The 16,892-nt window shown below is 43.3% G+C and carries 15 protein-coding genes; 10 read left to right on the plus strand and 5 right to left on the minus strand.

Annotated features, from left to right (window positions below; all coding sequences use genetic code 11):
• Nucleotides 1-25: 25 nt before the first annotated feature.
• From U2P91_RS07995 to lgt, 6 genes are all read left to right on the plus strand, one after another.
• Nucleotides 26-853, plus strand: a complete 828-nt coding sequence (locus tag U2P91_RS07995) for a TlyA family RNA methyltransferase (RefSeq protein ID WP_322519413.1) — start codon at nucleotides 26-28, stop codon at nucleotides 851-853.
• A 13-nt stretch (nucleotides 854-866) separates the two neighbouring features.
• On the plus strand, nucleotides 867-1,733 hold the full coding sequence (locus U2P91_RS08000; RefSeq protein WP_242988533.1) for an NAD(+)/NADH kinase: 867 nt from the start codon (nucleotides 867-869) through the stop codon (nucleotides 1,731-1,733).
• A 79-nt stretch (nucleotides 1,734-1,812) separates the two neighbouring features.
• Nucleotides 1,813-2,262 (plus strand): arginine repressor, encoded by a 450-nt coding sequence (locus U2P91_RS08005; RefSeq protein ID WP_111889419.1) that lies wholly within the window; start codon nucleotides 1,813-1,815, stop codon nucleotides 2,260-2,262.
• A 10-nt stretch (nucleotides 2,263-2,272) separates the two neighbouring features.
• Entirely contained in the window at nucleotides 2,273-4,012 is a 1,740-nt protein-coding gene (gene recN, locus U2P91_RS08010) for a DNA repair protein RecN (protein ID WP_322519414.1), read from the plus strand.
• Nucleotides 4,013-4,076: 64 nt separating this feature from the next.
• Nucleotides 4,077-4,646, plus strand: coding sequence for a phosphate propanoyltransferase (gene pduL / locus U2P91_RS08015; protein ID WP_111889421.1), 570 nt, complete (start codon nucleotides 4,077-4,079; stop codon nucleotides 4,644-4,646).
• Nucleotides 4,646-5,431: a prolipoprotein diacylglyceryl transferase gene (gene lgt, locus U2P91_RS08020; RefSeq protein ID WP_414150347.1), complete on the plus strand. Its 786-nt coding sequence runs from the start codon at nucleotides 4,646-4,648 to the stop codon at nucleotides 5,429-5,431. Before pduL ends, lgt begins: the two co-directional genes overlap by 1 nt.
• 69 nt (nucleotides 5,432-5,500) lie before the next feature.
• On the opposite strand, the gene U2P91_RS08025 is transcribed toward lgt, so the two are convergent.
• Nucleotides 5,501-7,027, minus strand: a complete 1,527-nt coding sequence (locus tag U2P91_RS08025; protein WP_322519415.1) for a YifB family Mg chelatase-like AAA ATPase — start codon at nucleotides 7,025-7,027, stop codon at nucleotides 5,501-5,503.
• Between the two features lie 124 nt (nucleotides 7,028-7,151).
• Between U2P91_RS08025 and U2P91_RS08030 the strand changes: the two genes are divergently transcribed.
• Nucleotides 7,152-8,000, plus strand: coding sequence for a DMT family transporter (locus U2P91_RS08030; RefSeq protein ID WP_322519416.1), 849 nt, complete (start codon nucleotides 7,152-7,154; stop codon nucleotides 7,998-8,000).
• A gap of 84 nt (nucleotides 8,001-8,084) precedes the next feature.
• On the opposite strand, the gene U2P91_RS08035 is transcribed toward U2P91_RS08030, so the two are convergent.
• From U2P91_RS08035 to U2P91_RS08050, 4 genes are all read right to left on the minus strand, one after another.
• Entirely contained in the window at nucleotides 8,085-9,257 is a 1,173-nt protein-coding gene (locus U2P91_RS08035; RefSeq protein WP_322519417.1) for an MFS transporter, read from the minus strand.
• 640 nt (nucleotides 9,258-9,897) lie between these two features.
• Nucleotides 9,898-10,560, minus strand: coding sequence for a TetR/AcrR family transcriptional regulator (locus U2P91_RS08040; RefSeq protein ID WP_322519418.1), 663 nt, complete (start codon nucleotides 10,558-10,560; stop codon nucleotides 9,898-9,900).
• Nucleotides 10,561-10,707: 147 nt separating this feature from the next.
• Nucleotides 10,708-12,087 carry an argininosuccinate lyase gene (gene argH, locus U2P91_RS08045; RefSeq protein ID WP_322519419.1) on the minus strand — a complete coding sequence of 460 codons (1,380 nt, stop codon included), beginning with the start codon at nucleotides 12,085-12,087 and terminating at the stop codon, nucleotides 10,708-10,710.
• Nucleotide 12,088: 1 nt separating this feature from the next.
• Nucleotides 12,089-13,306, minus strand: a complete 1,218-nt coding sequence (locus tag U2P91_RS08050) for an argininosuccinate synthase (protein WP_111889427.1) — start codon at nucleotides 13,304-13,306, stop codon at nucleotides 12,089-12,091.
• A 384-nt stretch (nucleotides 13,307-13,690) separates the two neighbouring features.
• Here U2P91_RS08050 and argC point away from each other — a divergent pair, with 384 nt between their 5' ends.
• The 3 genes from argC to argB are packed head-to-tail and all read left to right on the plus strand — an operon-like array spanning nucleotide 13,691 to nucleotide 16,886.
• Nucleotides 13,691-14,731 carry an N-acetyl-gamma-glutamyl-phosphate reductase gene (gene argC, locus U2P91_RS08055; RefSeq protein WP_111889428.1) on the plus strand — a complete coding sequence of 347 codons (1,041 nt, stop codon included), beginning with the start codon at nucleotides 13,691-13,693 and terminating at the stop codon, nucleotides 14,729-14,731.
• 42 nt (nucleotides 14,732-14,773) lie between these two features.
• Entirely contained in the window at nucleotides 14,774-15,997 is a 1,224-nt protein-coding gene (gene argJ, locus U2P91_RS08060) for a bifunctional glutamate N-acetyltransferase/amino-acid acetyltransferase ArgJ (protein ID WP_322519420.1), read from the plus strand.
• Nucleotides 15,998-16,016: 19 nt separating this feature from the next.
• Nucleotides 16,017-16,886 carry an acetylglutamate kinase gene (gene argB / locus U2P91_RS08065; RefSeq protein WP_111889430.1) on the plus strand — a complete coding sequence of 290 codons (870 nt, stop codon included), beginning with the start codon at nucleotides 16,017-16,019 and terminating at the stop codon, nucleotides 16,884-16,886.
• Nucleotides 16,887-16,892: the final 6 nt, after the last annotated feature.

Below are 16,892 nucleotides of genomic sequence, written 5' to 3' on the forward strand. Positions count from 1 at the left end.
AACGGACCCATGAAAAGAGGAAAAATTGAAAGAACGTTTAGATAAATTATTAGTCAGCCTGAATTATTTTGATACCCGGGAGCGGGCTAAAAAAGCCATTATGGCGGGATTGGTTCAGGTCAATGATCAGGTCAAGGATAAGGCCGGAGATTTGGTTGATACTGAAGCGACCATTAAGGTTAAGGGCAGTGATATGCCCTATGTCAGCCGCGGCGGCTTAAAACTCGAAAAAGGACTGGCCGTCTTTGACATGACGGTTGCCGAAAAAACCTTTATCGACATTGGATCATCGACCGGCGGTTTTACCGATTGTCTGCTGCAAAACGGTGCGAAAAAAGTTTATGCCGTGGATGTGGGCTATGGACAATTGGACTGGAAGTTACGGAATGATCCTCGGGTTGTTTCCATGGAGCGGACGAACTTTCGGTATCTGACGGCTGAGAATATTTCGGAGATAGTCGACGGAACCGTTATGGATGTATCGTTTATTTCGATCACCAAGCTGATCCCGGCAATCAAATTGTTTATGAAACCCGGCGCTCGGGGAATCTGGCTGATTAAACCACAGTTTGAAGCAGGACGGGAAAGAATCGGTAAAAACGGTGTCATTCGGGATAAAAAAGTGCATGAATCGATTTTGTTTGAAGTGATTACCGCCATCGAAAATCAGGGCTTTTTAATAAAAGGTCTGGATTTTTCACCAATTCAGGGTCCTAAGGGAAACATCGAGTTTTTAGTTTTGGTTGAAAATACTGAGCCGGAGATTGAAGAAAACTGGTCAGCGCAGATTCATTCAGTGGTGACCATTGCCCATGAAAGCTGCAAAAAAAAGAAAGAACCTCAGAACGAATAGGAAGTGAGTAAGATTGGAATTTAATGACTTTAAGGAAATTGGTATTTATTTAAATATGGATAAGCCGGACAGTCCTGCTCTGGCTGAAAAATGCATCAGCTATTTGATCCGTCACGGGTTTAATATAGCCCTGCTGGAAGGCCAGATTAAATATCCTCATGAAGGTGTTCGTTATTATCCCAAAACCCTTTTTTTTCGAAAACCGGATTGTATTCTGGTTCTGGGGGGCGATGGTACCCTTTTGTTTGTCGCCCGTAAGGTTTGTTTTTATTCGATTCCGATTTTTGGCATTAATTTGGGCAAGCTGGGTTTTTTAACTGAAGGCGAGGCCAGTAATTATGAAGAGTCGCTAAAAAATTTAAGCGCCGGCGATTACTATATTGAAGAGCGGATGATGTTAAGTTGCAGTATTAAAAAAGAAAATGAAAGTGCCTGCTTTTATATCGCCTTAAACGATGTTCTGGTTAAAAGCGGCGGTTTTCGGATGATGGATATTGAGGCCAAAGCAGGTGGCTCAACGATTGACAAATTTCGGGCTGACGGATTGATCATTGCTACCCCTACCGGTTCCACTGGTTATTCGCTGGCTGCTGGTGGACCAGTGGTATCGCCTCAGGCCAGTGTGATGATTTTAAACCCGATCTGCCCCCATCGCTTGCACGACCGGTCCTACATTTTACCAGAGGAAGAAGTGATTAATCTGGAATTTGGAGACCGCGAAAAAGATATTATGGTCACCTTTGATGGGCAGACCACGGTTTCGATTACACCGAAGGATTTGATTAAAATTAAAAAAGCGACGTATTGTACCCGCTTGATCCGTCTCAATCAGATGAGTAGTTATGATCGGCTGAGGATCAAACTTTCCAGTGAATATTAGCATCATAAATAAAAACAATGATCAACGTAAAACCCAGCACTGAAGCGACAGAAATTGTACTGTGGAGGAAAGAAAAGACATGAAAGTATCCAGACAATTAAAAATTATTGAAATCATCGAAAATAACCGTATCGAAACTCAGGAAGAACTGGCTCAGGCCTTAAAAGATTCCGGTTTTGCAGTAACTCAGGCAACTATCTCCCGGGATATTAAGGAGTTAAAACTGATCAAGGTGAGCAGTCACGAAGGGGTGCAACACTATGCTCCCCTTAAGGATATTGGCACCATTTATATTGAACGGGTTACCGCTGTTTTTAAAGAATCGGTGTTAACCATCGATTATGTCGAAAATACCATTGTGCTGAGAACCCTTCCGGCGATGGCCCAGGCAGCAGCCCTGGCTATCGATTCCATGGACTGGTGTGAAATTGTGGGAACGATCGCCGGAGACGATACGATCTTTGTGCTTGTTCGCAATCGGGACATGGTGAGTGAAATTGTGGGTAAATTCAAAAAGCTGATGAAATAGGGAGGGCTCTATGCTGAGAAATCTCGTTGTGAACGATTATGCGCTAATTGATTATTTATCGGTGGATTTTGATCCGAGACTCAATGTGATTACAGGGGAAACCGGAGCAGGGAAATCCATTGTTATTGATGCCTTGACGCTGGTTTTGGGGAATCGCGGCAATAAAACAAACATCCGTCAGGGAAAACATAAGATGACGGTACAGGGGCTTTTTGATATCAGTGAACAGCCAGGTTTGATCAATAAATGCGAAGAATATGGTATCCCCATGGAAGAAGAGCAACTGATACTGACCCGGGAAATGGACGATCGGGGTCGCAATATCTGCCGCGCCAACGGTTTAATTATCACCGTCGCCCAGCTAAAAAAACTGGGCGACAAACTGATTGATATCCATGGCCAGCATGAGCATCAATCGCTGTTTAAACGAGAAAATCATCGTCAGTTGCTGGATGCCTTTGGTGGTGAAAAAAGCCGGAAATATCGGGAACAGGCCGCCGCTGCTGCGATTGAAATTAAACGGATTAAAGATCAGATTTCAGAACTGGAAACCAATGAACGGGAATTAGAGCGGGAAAAAGAAAACCTGCAGTTTGAAATTAATGAAATCGAGGTCGCGGCCCTGAGAATTGGTGAAGATGAAGAACTGGAAGGGGAAAAACGGATTCTGGAAAACCGCGAACGCCTTTTTACCCATACCAGTCAGGCATATGAATTGCTCAGGGGTGAAAACTCGAATCAGCCGATGATTCTTGATGCGCTGGGTTTACTGACAGAAAGTATTGCCGAAATTGCTAAAATTGACAGTAGCTTTGAGGCTAAATTAGAAATCGTTAATGGCATGTTAAGTGAGGCAGAAAACCTCTCTTTTGAAATTCGATCCTATCTGGAAGATATGGAATACAGTTTGGGAGGCTTAGACGAAATTGAGAGCCGGCTAAGCATCATTGCCCGGCTTAAACGGAAATATGGGCAGGATATTGCAGAGATTCTAACTTATGCCGAAGAAATCGGCATCCGTTTAAAAAGCTTACTCAATCGGGATGAAAGTTTACAGCATTATTATCAGGAATTAAGCGGCATTCAAGATAAGTATTATACGATTAGTAATAATCTTTATGAGTTACGTTTAAAAACGGCTGGGGCTTTAAAAACAGCACTGCAAAAAGAGTTGGGTGAACTCGCCATGGAAAAGGTTCAGGTGGAAATTGCCGTGGAACATGATCTTAGTCGGGTGGCTGCTCATGGGCAGGATACGGTGGAGTTTTTAATTTCTGTCAATCCGGGCCAGGCCCCGAAACCCCTCGGTAAGGTTGCTTCAGGAGGAGAAATATCCCGAATTATGCTAAGCTTAAAAAGTATCTTCGGAGGACTGGATGCCATTGAAACGATGGTGTTTGATGAGATTGATACAGGAATCAGTGGAAGGACAGCGCAGGTGGTGGCAGAAAAGATTCAGGCCCTCAGTGTTACGTCGCCGCGAGGCCGACAGATTATCTGTATTACCCATCTGCCCCAGATTGCGGCGATGGCAGACCAGCATTTTATGGTTGAAAAAACAGCCGTAAACGATTCGGTTGAGGTCAGTTTTCTACCGCTTGACGAAAAGGGTAAAAAAGAGGAACTTTCCCGGATGCTTGGCGGTGCAGAAGTGACCCGTAAAACCTGGGAACATGCTCAGGAAATGCTGGAATTAAGCCAAAAAATAAAAAAATCGAAAAAAAGCAAAGAAGACAAAATATTATCTTAACATTTCATTGGTTATTGGATAGAATAAAGATTGTTAAAAATTTATTAATTTAAGGAGACATAAATTGGAAAGAAAAGTACCCATCGGGTTATCAAACAAACACATTCATGTATCACAGGCAGATTTAGAGGCGTTATTTGGTAAAGGTTACCAATTGACACCAATGAAAGATTTATCTCAACCGGGGCAATATGCCGCAGAAGAAAAAGTTGATGTGGTTGGACCTAAAGGAACATTAAAAGGAATTCGGATTCTGGGACCGGTTCGTCCTGAAACGCAATTGGAAGTTTCAGTTGGTGATGGCTTTGCTTTAGGGATCAAGGCACCGCTTCGAAATTCTGGTGACATCGCCGATACTCCAGGGGTGAAAATTATTGGACCAGCGGGCGAAATCGAAATTGCCAAGGGTGCCATTGTGGCGGCTCGGCACATTCATATGAGTCCGGAAGAAGGCGCCGCTTTTGGCTTAAAGGACCGGGACATCGTCTCAGTTAAATTAGATGGACCGCGTGGACTAATTTTTGACAATGTCCTGGTTCGGGTTCATCCGGAATTTAAATTGGATATGCACCTTGACGTTGAAGAAGGTAATGCAGCCGGTGCTAAAAACGGTCAATTGGCTACTATTCTCTAATGATGAACGCGCCAAACCCAATCGCATTTACCGCATTTGGTCTTGAAGTCCGGTGGTATGGGGTCTTAATTGCCGCGGCATTATTGATCGGGTTGCTCATTGCTCTTAAACGGGCGCCTAAATACGGCATTGATCCTGAAATTATTATGGATTTCTTTTTGTATATGACACCAGCGGTGATCATTGGGGCACGGCTTTACTATGTCATCTTCAGCTATGACTATTATGCTGCCCATCCGGAAGAAATCTTTGCGATTTGGAATGGTGGGCTGGCTATCCATGGTGGCATTATTGCCGGTGTGATTGTGGCACTTGTTTTATGCCGGGTTAAGAAGATCAGTTTTTTTGCTTTGGCAGACGTACTGATACCGGCATTACCTCTCGGTCAAGCCATTGGCCGCTGGGGGAATTATTTCAACCAGGAAGCCTATGGCTCGCAAACTGATTTACCCTGGGCGATTACCGTTAACGACGCAGCTCTGGGAATAATCAAGGTGCACCCGACCTTTCTTTATGAATCGATTTGGAATTTGTTGGCTTTTGGTTTTATCTTTTTTTATGAAGACAAAATTAAAAAGGTTGATGGCGAATTACTCTTTGTCTACCTGGGTCTATATTCAGTTGGGCGGTTTTTTATTGAAGGTTTAAGAACCGACAGTTTGATGTTTATGGGACTCCGTATCGCTCAGCTAATCAGTCTGGTACTGGTTGCAGTCGGTGTCGCGGGACTCTGGTATCTGCGAAAAAATGAGGACCAATTTGCTAATTCGCTAAGTCGAAAATAAAAAAAAACGATTGTCAGTGATCACTGACAGTCGTTTTTTTAAAGCGTGAATAAAAGTACGAGCGGGTATCTAGGCCAGCTTAGTCATGCCGCGATACTGAATTGCTTCAGACAGGTGGACCATTTGAATGCTTTCGGACCCCTCTAAATCGGCAATGGTGCGGGCCAGCTTTAAAATTCGGTGATAGCCCCGAGCGCTGAGTTTCATTTTGGTATAGACCTTTTCCATTAGGTTTTCTTCGGCCGGACCAAGGTGACAAAAGGTCTCCATCAGTTTGGGGGTGAGTTGGGCATTATAAAAAATATCCAGCTTCTGATAGCGCACATTTTGGCGTTCTCTGGCTGCATCGACCCGTTTTTTAATCACTTGAGAGGTTTCGCCTTTGGGTTTGGTTTGCAGTTCATCGTAGGTGGTGCTGGGGATTTCTACAAAAATATCCAGTCGATCCATCAGCGGTCCGGATATTTTGCCCTGATAGTTTTTAATCTGCTGGGGGGTGCATATACATTCATGGGCGGGATCGGTGAGATAACCGCAGGGACAGGGGTTCATCGAGGTAATCAGGGTGAAACTGGCCGGAAAAGTCAGGGAGGCATTGATCCGGGAAATGGTCACCTCCTGATCTTCAATTGGCTGACGCAAAACTTCCAGTGCCGATTTTTGGAACTCGGGCAATTCATCAAGAAATAGCACTCCCAGGTGTGCCAGGGATACTTCCCCGGGCTTGGGAATTCGACCACCGCCGATCAGGGAGACCTTGGAAATGGTATGGTGAGGGGAACGGAAAGGCCGCTGACTGATGATCGCATTGTTTTTTAACAGTCCTGAAATACTATGGATTTTAGTGATTTCCAGCGCTTCGTCGATGGTCAGATCGGGTAGGATAGAGGCAAAACCTTTAGCCAACATCGTTTTCCCGGAGCCGGGCGGACCACTCATCAAACAGTTGTGAGCTCCGGCAGCAGCGATTTCTAAGGCCCGTTTGCCCAGATCCTGTCCGCGAATATCAGAAAAATCGATGTTATGACTGCTGTTTTTCTCGCTTAGAAGAGCTTTGAGATCTACCTCAAAGGGCTCAATGATCAGTTCGTTTTTTAAAAATGAGACGGCTTCGTGAAAATCATTTATCGGATAGACGTTTACATTCTGAACCACGGCAGCCTCATAGCGGTTTTCAAAGGGAACCATAATATGGTTAATGCCAGCTTCTTTAGCGGCCAAAACCATTGGCAAGACACCATTAACACTTCTTATTTCTCCACTTAAAGATAATTCCCCGATGACCAGAAAATTTTCAGGATGATCCCAGATCAGTTGTTCAGAAGCGTGTAAGATTCCTAGTGCAATAGCCAGATCAAAGGCCGGCCCTTCCTTTTTTAAGTCTGCGGGGGCAAGATTGATGGTGATCCGATCCATCGGATATTTAAAACCATTGTTTTTAACAGCCGAAAAAACCCGATCTTTGGATTCCTTGATCCCGGCATCCGGTAGACCCACCAATGAATAAGAGGGCAACCCCCGGGAAATATCAATTTCAACTGTGACAATAACGCCATTAACGCCTAATAGCCCGCTACTTTTTATCTGTGACAACATACAAAGTCTACCTCCACCTTATTACAAATATTATACAGGAAATAAAAGCAAAAATATAGAGAAAAAATTAAGTGGTTATGGTATCATCAAAAGATAAGTAAAAAGAGAATAAAAGGAGGCGCCGATGGAAAAAACAACAAAGGGAACCTTATATGTGCTCATTGCCATGATATTGTTTAGCACAGGGGGACTTTTTATTAAACTTATTCATGCCAATGCTTATACCATCACTTTTGGCCGGGCATTTATCGCCGCGCTCATTTTTTTACCGCTGATTCAATGGAAAAAGCTGCGGTTTTCAAAAAAACATCTTGCTCTGGTCATCGGATACTGTTATTTGTGCATTATGTTTGTCTTGACAACTAAAATAACAACGGCAGCCAATGCGATTATTCTCCAATGTACAGCCCCATTATGGCTTTATCTCTACTATGTGATCCGCGGGAAAAAAATTATCGGCAGAGAATTGCTGCCCCGTTTATTTATTCTTGTTGGGATCATCGTCATTTTTAGCGCCGCGGCGGGAGGAAATCTCTGGGGTGATTTGCTGGCATTAAGCAACGGTGTTGCCTATGCGCTGGTACAGTATTTTATGGACAACGACTATCCTGTTTCGTACAATTCAATCGTTGGTGTTAATAATATCATTCTCTGTCTGGTGATCCTGGTGCTGTTTCCTGGTCAACTGGATTTTTCGGGATTAGCCGCAATTGGATGGCTGGGAATTATTTTTCTGGGTATTTTTCAAATCGGTATTTCCTATCTGTTTTTCTTTAAGGGGATACGGATGATTTCAGCACTAAAAGCATCCATGGTATCTTTGCTGGAGCCGATCCTTAATCCGATTTTTGTTTTCTTCTTTGTCGGAGAGATACCTTCGGTTCATTCGTTAATCGGTTTTGCGATTATTCTATTTGGTATCGCCTTGACGATGCTGCCAATAAAAAATGCCATTCCAGTTGAAGAGGGCTGAATTTGCTAAAAGCGTGCTGATCTCCAAAAAACACAAGAGCCGTATCATCTGTAAAGAAGATACGGCTCACTTTTATGTAATTTTTTATTCGGGTTGAGGTGCATCTGGCTGTTTAGGTTTAATCAGCAGAAAAGCGATTGCAGCGACAGCAAAGACTGTCATTGATACATAAAAAGGGAATTTTATGTTTTCGGTCATTCCTGTAATAGCACCAAGGAAGGCAAAAATGTAGGCGGAGCAGAAGCCACCAACATTCATACAAGCCATAATAATTCCGGAAGCAGTTGGCATTTGACTGGGATGAACAGCAGCGCCCAAATCCATGAAAACGGTTGGTATAATAAAGCTAAAGCCAATCCCGGCAATGGTCGTTCCAATGTACATAAAGGCAATGGAACTACCAAGACCAATACTTGCCATCGCAACGGCTAGAAATGCTAGACCAACAGCCAGGGTATTTTTTTTGAAAAGGCCAAAGACTTTCGCGAAGATAAATCCACCAGCCATGCCACCAACCGTGAACATGGTTAGAACGAGCGCTGCATCTGCGGCTCCACCCATTCCACTAACAGCAATAATGGTGGACATATTAACCAGCATGGGATAAACCAAAGCCATAATTAAGAAAATTGCCAGTGCAAAACCAAAAACGGAACCCGGTAATTTAGGCTTAGCTTCACCAACCGCTTGAACAGGTGCAGCTGGAGGTTCCGGCAAAAACAGGATGAGAACCAGGGTGATGATACCGAGGGCATGAGGAATAAAAGCATATTGCCAGGCAATACCGGCAGCCATACCGCCAAGTAACTGGAAAAGAATACCTCCAACATTGGCAATAACATTACTGAGTCCCATCATTTGGGCTCGAACTTCACCATCGAAGAAGGCGATAATTAAAGCACCGCCTAATGGGGTGACAATCCCAAGACCAATACCAAAGATGGCTCGAACAGCTAAGATTGCAGTAAAACTGGAAGTTGCCATGAAATAGGGGGCCACGCCACCACCTACAAATAGAATCATACCGATGATTAACAAGGTTTTGTACTTAACGACGGTTCCGGCAATTCGACCAGAAATGAGTGTCGCCGGGACAGACATCAGTACCGCAAGTGTGGATACAAGTAATAGCGTTGTAAAAGGAACATCCGGGTACGCCGCGGCTATATTAGCGATCGCCGGTGTAATCGTGCCAACACCCATTTGAACAAAGAATACAGACAGAACAGCAATTTTTAAGAAAGTATTATTTTTCATAAATTCACCTCTTCAAGATATCTCCATTTATACCGGGAGATTTTAATTTTTTGTCACAATTCTGATTTTGGAAAGGGCTGTGTCAGGTAGCTACATCATCAAGAATAAGACCGACCCAAGTACAAGTTAATAATAAATGCAAAACACAGATTTAAACGTTTACGGTCTAATCAGAACAGCAACGAATGAAAACATGGGTGCGATAGACAATGCTTGATACTTTCATCTCTTCTCCTCCTTTCAAACTGGAGTGCATTCACCCATAAATACACTATTTACAACCACAAAATGGTGATTGCTCAGAATGAGATGGTATTATATGAGGAATGCAAGTTATCCTCGTATAATATTAGTTATGTTTAAGTACAGTTCGATAATAGCATGTTAAAGGGCGTTTGTCCAGCATAAAATATATAAAAAAGATTAATTACGAAAAATAATGCAAAAATTGATATTGATAAACGTTTAAAACATGAAATGCGGCATATTTACAGTGACAGCCTAGAGGCGGGAAAAGAAAAAAGCAGTTATCAGCTTAGAAGAAGATGTTAATTTTGATTAAAAAATGAAAAAACATCAAAAAAAAAGCGTCATATAAAATATGACGCTGCATAGCGCAGATTAAAATTTAATAGATTGTTTAGAGGACCGCAAAGTTTTTGTCAATTCGGACGATAAACTTCTTTTCGATTTCATAGGATTCTTGAATGACATGGTCATTAAGCTTTGCATCAAGTCCCATGTTATTGAGTAAAAGCTGAATGCTGGAATTAATAAAATCCTGTGAAGAACAGTCAATAAGCCCGGCATCATAGGCAAGATTAATGCCTTGGGTAGCACCTGCACTGGCATAGGATATAAAGGCTATTTCAAAGTCGCTGTAGTGTAGACCGCAGCTCTCAGCGAGTTTCCGATAAAAATCAGTGACCACACTCTGCTCTTTATAAAGCACATTTTCGCCCAATAAATCGTAATAAAAACGGCTGAAATTTTTATTAAATCGCATATTATTATTAAGCACCCGCCATTCGATGGCCGTCTGTAATAAAAGGCTGGTTTTGATTTCCAGTTTGCTCAGGTTTTCGGTGACCCTTGCCTTAATAGCAGACATGACTTCGTTATATAATTCGATTCCCAGGCCGCCTTTTGAACCATAGTAATAATTGATCAGCCCGACATTTGCCCCTGATTCCTTGGCAATATTTAGGCAGGTGGTGCTGGTATAGCCATTTTCATAAAACAATGTCTTGGAAGCTTCATAGATTTTTTCTTTTGTTTCTTTTCCAACCTTGTATTTTCCCATCTTGTACTCTCTATTTCTATAGTTTAATTATGTGTAAAAATATGTTTAACAGTTTAAAGCATATCATATTTATTTGTGAAAAACAAGACAAAGGCAGTGAAAAAAACTTTCTTGATTTAATTTGGTAGGGTACAGAAAAAAAGAAGCTTAGCTTTGGACCAGCCACTGCCGATTAAAGGCGATCGCCTTTTTAACCTGTTCTTTTGCAGGACCGCCAATGATGTTTCGCTGGTTGACACAAACATTCAAATCAATGGCTTTAAAAATAGATGAATCAAAAACGGGTGAGACACTCTGATATTCTTCAATAGTCAGTTCATCCAGGCTTTTTTGTTGTTCTAAAGCAAAAAATACCAGTTTGCCGATAATTTCATGGGCATCCCGAAAGGCAACACCATGTTTAACCAGCCAATCGGCAGCGTCAGTGGCATTGGAAAATCCACCGGCGGCGGCCTTTTTCATCGTCGCTTTGTTGACCGTGAGGGTTTTGATCATTTTAGCAAAGGTGATCAGACAGATTTTAATGGTATCGTAGGTATCAAATACCGGTTCCTTATCTTCTTGCATATCCTTATTATAGGCCAGCGGAATACCTTTCATGGTAGTTAATAAACCCATCAGATTTCCGTAAACGCGGCCGGTCTTGCCCCGAACCAGTTCGGCAATATCGGGATTTTTTTTCTGTGGCATAATACTGCTCCCGGTACTGAAGGCGTCATCCAGGGTAATAAAGTTAAATTCACTGCTGCACCAGAGAATGATTTCTTCAGAAAAACGGCTGAGGTGCATCATTAACACCGACGCAGCTTCCAGGAAATCAAGACAGAAATCGCGGTCAGAAACGCCATCGAGACTGTTTAGTGAAACAAAGGCAAAGTCCAGTTCTGTCGCTACTGCTTCCCGGTCCAAAGGATAAGTCGTCGTAGCCAAAGCGCCTGAACCCAGTGGTAAGGTGTCGGCCATCGCTTTGACCTGGGTCATCCGAGTCATGTCACGCTTAAACATTTCGACATAAGCCATTAGATGATGGCTGAAGGTAATCGGCTGGGCTCGTTGTAGATGAGTATAGCCTGGCATGATGGTATCGGTATGATCTTCGGCCAGGTCCAGCAGGGTGATAATCAGATTCTTTATTAGTGATTTGCTGTCATCAGCAATCGCTTTGACATAGAGTCGCATATCGGTGGCAACCTGATCGTTGCGGCTACGGCCAGTATGGAGTTTTTTGCCGACATCACCAAGTCGTTCGGTCAGAATGGCTTCAATATTCATATGAATATCTTCCATTGACACGGAAAACGCGATGTTTCCGGTTTCAATGTCAACAAGAATCGTTTCCAGGGTTTCGATAATTTTTTGCGATTCGCTCGGATCGATAATATTCTGCTTCCCAAGCATTCGGGCATGGGCAATACTTCCGATGATGTCCTGTTTGTACAGGCGTTGATCAAAGGCTATCGACGAGTTAAAGTCATCAGTTAAAAGGTCGGTTTTTTTAGAAAACCGACCTCCCCACATTTTTTTCATCTTATTCCCCTTTTTCTTCGCGACTGAGTCGCATTAAAGCACGAACCTTAAGCGGTAAGCCAAACAAATGGATAAACCCTTCAGCATCTTTGTGATCATAGAGATCGCCGGTGGTAAAGCTGGCAATTTCAGCATTGTATAGCGAGTAAGGTGAGGCTACGCCAATGAGAATGATGTTACCCTTATATAATTTTAATTGAACATTTCCGGTTACTGTTTTTTGGGTTTCATCGACAAAAGCGGTTAAAGCTTCACGCAGGGGCGTAAACCATTCGCCGTTGTAGGCCAATTCGGCAAATTTTACCGCTGCCTGCTGTTTAAAGCCAAAGGTTTGACGATCCAGACACATATGCTCGAGTTCCTCATGGGCGTTATAAAGGATTGAACCACCGGGAGTTTCATAAATCCCGCGGGATTTCATCCCGACCACCCGGTTTTCAATCAGATCGACGACGCCAATGCTGTGACGTCCACCGATGATGTTGAGTTTTTCCAGCAGCTCACGGCCAGACATTGCAACACCGTTTAATTTGACAGGAACGCCCTGTTCAAAGTCCAGACTGACAGTTTCGGCTTCGTCGGGTGCTTCTTCCAGTGGGGTTGTCATTTGCAGTAATTTTTTATATTGGGGTTCCAGTGAAGGATCTTCCAATTCTAAACCTTCATGACTCATATGTAAGATGTTTTTATCCCGGCTGTAGCTGTTGCTAATCGACATTGGTACCTTGATATCATGCATGACGCAGTAGTCCATGGCATCTTCACGGGATTTGATATCCCAAATTCGCCAGGGGGCAATGATTTTTAACTGTGGCGCCAATGCACCAATGGTGAGTTCAAAACGAACCTGATCATTCCCCTTACCGGTAGCACCGTGACAGATGGCTTCGGCCCCTTCCAGTTCTGCATATTCTACCAGCACCTTGGCAATTAAAGGGCGGGCCAGGGAGGTGCCCAACAGATATTTTTTTTCATAAATAGCATCGGCCTTAAGTGCCGGCCAAACATAATCTTCTACAAATTCATCGGTCACATCCGCAATATATAATTTGCTGGCACCGGAAGCAAGGGCCCGTTCCTCAAGGCCATCCAGTTCGGTGCCCTGTCCGACATCCACGCACACAGCAATCACTTCATAGTCGTAGGTATTTTTAAGCCATGGTATAATGGTGGTCGTATCCAATCCACCGGAATAAGCGAGAATTACTTTTTTCTTCAATTTTATATCCTCCTGATAATTATCTATTTTGTATAATCAACTTAATTACATGAATGATTATACAATCATTCGATCTGAAATGCAAGTATAAAAAGAAAATATTTGTAATAAATTAATAAATATGCATAAAAACGCTTGATTATACATAACGAGTCGAGTATAATACGAAAATAAGTATTAATAAATTTCATAAACTAACAGACAGGCCTCAGTTATTTTGGTAAAATATACTTTTAGAGAACCTGTTGATGGATTATTGATGGGACAAGAGAATACTAAGATTGTAGATAAACCCCGGACCGAATTTTTTCGATACGATGGTGTGATCGGTTTGCCTAAACTCTTACTATTCTTAAACAAAAGCATTGAGAAAGGAAAATTAAAATGATTAAAGCATCGATTATCGGAGGAACTGGTTATGCTGGACAGGAACTGATCCGAATTTTAATGCGGCATCCGGATGTAGAAGTGGTGACCATCGGGACCAGAAGCTTTGCCGGACAGAAATTTAGTGATGTTTATGGAAACTTTGAGAACATTACCGATCTTGTTTGCGAAGCAACGGACATCAAGGTCCTGGCTGAAAAGTCGGATGTGGTATTTCTGGCCTTGCCTCATGGCATCGCATCCAAAACCGTTACGGCGGAGGTGCTAGAAAAAACAAAGGTCATTGATCTTGGTGCTGATTTCCGGCTTAAGGATATTAATATCTATGAGGACTGGTACAAAACCGAACATTTTAACCATCCATTACTTAATGAAGCGATTTATGGATTATGTGAATTGCATCGTGATGAGATAAAAAAAGCCCAGCTCATCTCGAATCCCGGTTGCTATACAACCTGTAGTATTTTAAGCCTGGCACCGCTTATAAAAAATAATCTCATTGATACGGGCAGTATTATCGTCGATGCCAAATCCGGAGTAACCGGAGCCGGCCGGGGAACAATCACCGAGCTGATGTACTCTGAATGCAATGAGACCATCAAGGCTTATAAGATTGGGTCTCATCGGCATACACCAGAAATTGAACAGGAGTTGCGGCTTTTAAATGGTCAGGACTTTAATATTTTGTTCACGCCCCACCTGGTTCCGATGAACCGGGGAATTCTGGCCTTGTCTTATGCCAAGTTAACGGCTGAGCGGAGTCTGGAAGAGGTCAAAGCGATTTACAGAGACTTTTATCACGATGAATATTTTGTCAGAATTCTGGAAAACCGGATGCCGGAAACCCGCTGGGTGAAGGGGACCAACTATTGCGATATCGGCTTGACTATCGATTCCCGCACCAACCACATCATTGTAGTAGGTGCCATTGACAACCTGATTAAAGGTGCCGCCGGACAGGCCGTTCAGAATATGAATATCTGTTTTGGGCTGGCCGAAAAAACCGGAATCGACTTTATTGCCGATTTCCCAATCTAAAGAGAAATTTGGATAAGCCATTTAAATACGAGGAGTAAAGACATGAAAGTAATAAAGACAGGCGGCGTCACAACACCCACGGGTTTTAAAACCGGGGGGATCAATTGCGGCCTCAAAAAGAGCACGAAAAATGACCTGGCGATGATTTTTTCAGAAGTACCAGCGGCAACTTGCATAATGACAACAACCAATGTTGTCAAGGCAGCACCAATTCACTGGTGTAATAAAGTCATTGCTAACCCCTATAAGCAGGCGGTGGTGGTCAATAGCAGTAACGCCAATGCCTGCACCGGACAATCGGGGGAAGAAGCGGTAGCAGCCACAGCCACTAAGGCAGCAGCGGTTTTGGGTTTGCAGCCCGAGGATGTACTGATCGCCTCAACGGGGGTTATCGGGGTGATCTTGCCAGTGGAGAAAATTTTGTCTGGTATTGAGACGCTGGGAGAAAAGCTGGGAAATACTGAGGAAGATAGTGATGCTGCTGCCCGAGCTATTCTCACCACCGATACCACTAAAAAGACGATTGCTGTGGAAGTGGAAATAAACGGGAAGCCAGTAAAAATTGGCGGTATGGCCAAGGGTTCCGGAATGATTCATCCCAATATGGCCACGATGCTGTCCTTTGTGACCACCGATGTGAAAATTGAACCGGCCCTGCTCGATAAACTCCTAAAAGAAACTACGGTGGATACCTACAACATGATCTCCGTCGATGGCGATACCAGCACCAATGATATGGTCACGGTGATGGCCAACGGATTGGCTGACAATCTGCTCTTGCAGGAAAACACCCCGGATTATGAGATCTTTAAAGAAGCCTTTATCTATGTTAATAAAACCCTGGCAAAAAAAATTATTCGCGATGGCGAAGGTGCTTCCAAGTTTGTGGAAGTCGAAGTCCACGGCACCAAAACAAAGGATGATGCCCGCAAGCTGGCAAAATCGGTGATCACTTCCAGTCTGGTTAAAACAGCACTGTTTGGGGAAGATGCCAACTGGGGTCGGGTGCTCTGTGCTTTGGGTTATGCCGGTGCTGACTTTGATCCCTTAAAGGTTTCCCTGATTTTTTCCAGTCAAGCCGGGATGATCACCCTTTTAAATGACGGTGCACCGATTACTTTTGATGAAGATGAGGCGAAGAAAGTCTTATCTGAAACAGATATTCACATTTCGGTGGAAATAAATGATGGCGACGAAAAAGCAGTGGCCTGGGGTTGTGATCTGTCCTACGACTATGTTAAGATCAACGGCGATTACCGAAGTTAAAAAAAGAAAAGAGTAATTAATGGAAAAATATATTGAAAAGGCCAAGATTCTAATTGAAGCTTTGCCCTACATCCAACAGTTTAAAAAGAAAACCATGGTCATTAAATATGGCGGTAGTTTCATGTATGATGAGGCCAGAAAGCAGTCGGTGATGGATGATATTTCCCTGATGCGTCTGGTCGGTATCCGTCTGATTATTGTTCATGGCGGCGGTAAAGATATTTCTGGGATGCTAAGTGATCTTGAGATCCAAACCGAATTTGTCGAGGGTCTGCGGATCACCAACGAAAAGGTGGTCGAAATTGCCGAAATGGTCTTATCCGGAAAAATCAACAAAGAAATTGTCCAGCTGCTTCAGAACCGCGAAATGAACGCCGTCGGTCTTTCTGGCAAGGATGGTGGGATGATTAAGGTTAAAAAGAAATTTGTCAATAATCTGGATATCGGTTTTGTCGGGGACATCATCCATGTCGATAACCGACTTTTAAATACCCTGTTAAAAGATGACTATCTGCCGGTAATTGCCCCAATTGGCACGGATAAAACCGGCCAGAGCTACAATATTAATGCCGATCATGTGGCCTATGCCATTGCCAAAGCCGTCAAAGCAGAAAAACTCATCTACCTGACCGATACCGATGGGGTTTATATGGATCCGGATAACCCGGATTCGATTATTCGGCGGCTCTTTGCCGAAAATGTGCCCAAACTCATTGAAGAAGGAATCATCTCAGGCGGGATGATCCCGAAGGTGGAAAATAGCGTTGACGCCCTGAACCAGGGGGTCAATTCGGTTCATATTTTAGACGGCAAGGTGGAACACTCCATGTTACTGGAACTGTTTACGGCCGCCGGGGTGGGAACGATGATTCGTCGTTCCATTATTTAGGAGGAA

Source organism: Acetobacterium sp. K1/6 (assembly GCF_034438075.1).
Classification (GTDB): domain Bacteria; phylum Bacillota; class Clostridia; order Eubacteriales; family Eubacteriaceae; genus Acetobacterium; species Acetobacterium carbinolicum.

Bases quoted from the DNA above. Each gene is read 5' to 3' on its own strand.
- argB (WP_111889430.1), top strand. From the start codon at position 16,017: ATGGAAAAATATATTGAAAAGGCCAAGATTCTAATTGAAGCTTTGCCC.
- U2P91_RS08005 (WP_111889419.1), top strand. From the start codon at position 1,813: ATGAAAGTATCCAGACAATTAAAAATTATTGAAATCATCGAAAATAAC.
- U2P91_RS08040 (WP_322519418.1), bottom strand. From the start codon at position 10,560: ATGGGAAAATACAAGGTTGGAAAAGAAACAAAAGAAAAAATCTATGAA.
- argJ (WP_322519420.1), top strand. From the start codon at position 14,774: ATGAAAGTAATAAAGACAGGCGGCGTCACAACACCCACGGGTTTTAAA.
- recN (WP_322519414.1), top strand. From the start codon at position 2,273: ATGCTGAGAAATCTCGTTGTGAACGATTATGCGCTAATTGATTATTTA.
- U2P91_RS08035 (WP_322519417.1), bottom strand. From the start codon at position 9,257: ATGAAAAATAATACTTTCTTAAAAATTGCTGTTCTGTCTGTATTCTTT.
- argC (WP_111889428.1), top strand. From the start codon at position 13,691: ATGATTAAAGCATCGATTATCGGAGGAACTGGTTATGCTGGACAGGAA.
- lgt (WP_414150347.1), top strand. From the start codon at position 4,646: ATGATGAACGCGCCAAACCCAATCGCATTTACCGCATTTGGTCTTGAA.
- argH (WP_322519419.1), bottom strand. From the start codon at position 12,087: ATGAAAAAAATGTGGGGAGGTCGGTTTTCTAAAAAAACCGACCTTTTA.
- U2P91_RS08030 (WP_322519416.1), top strand. From the start codon at position 7,152: ATGGAAAAAACAACAAAGGGAACCTTATATGTGCTCATTGCCATGATA.
- U2P91_RS08025 (WP_322519415.1), bottom strand. From the start codon at position 7,027: ATGTTGTCACAGATAAAAAGTAGCGGGCTATTAGGCGTTAATGGCGTT.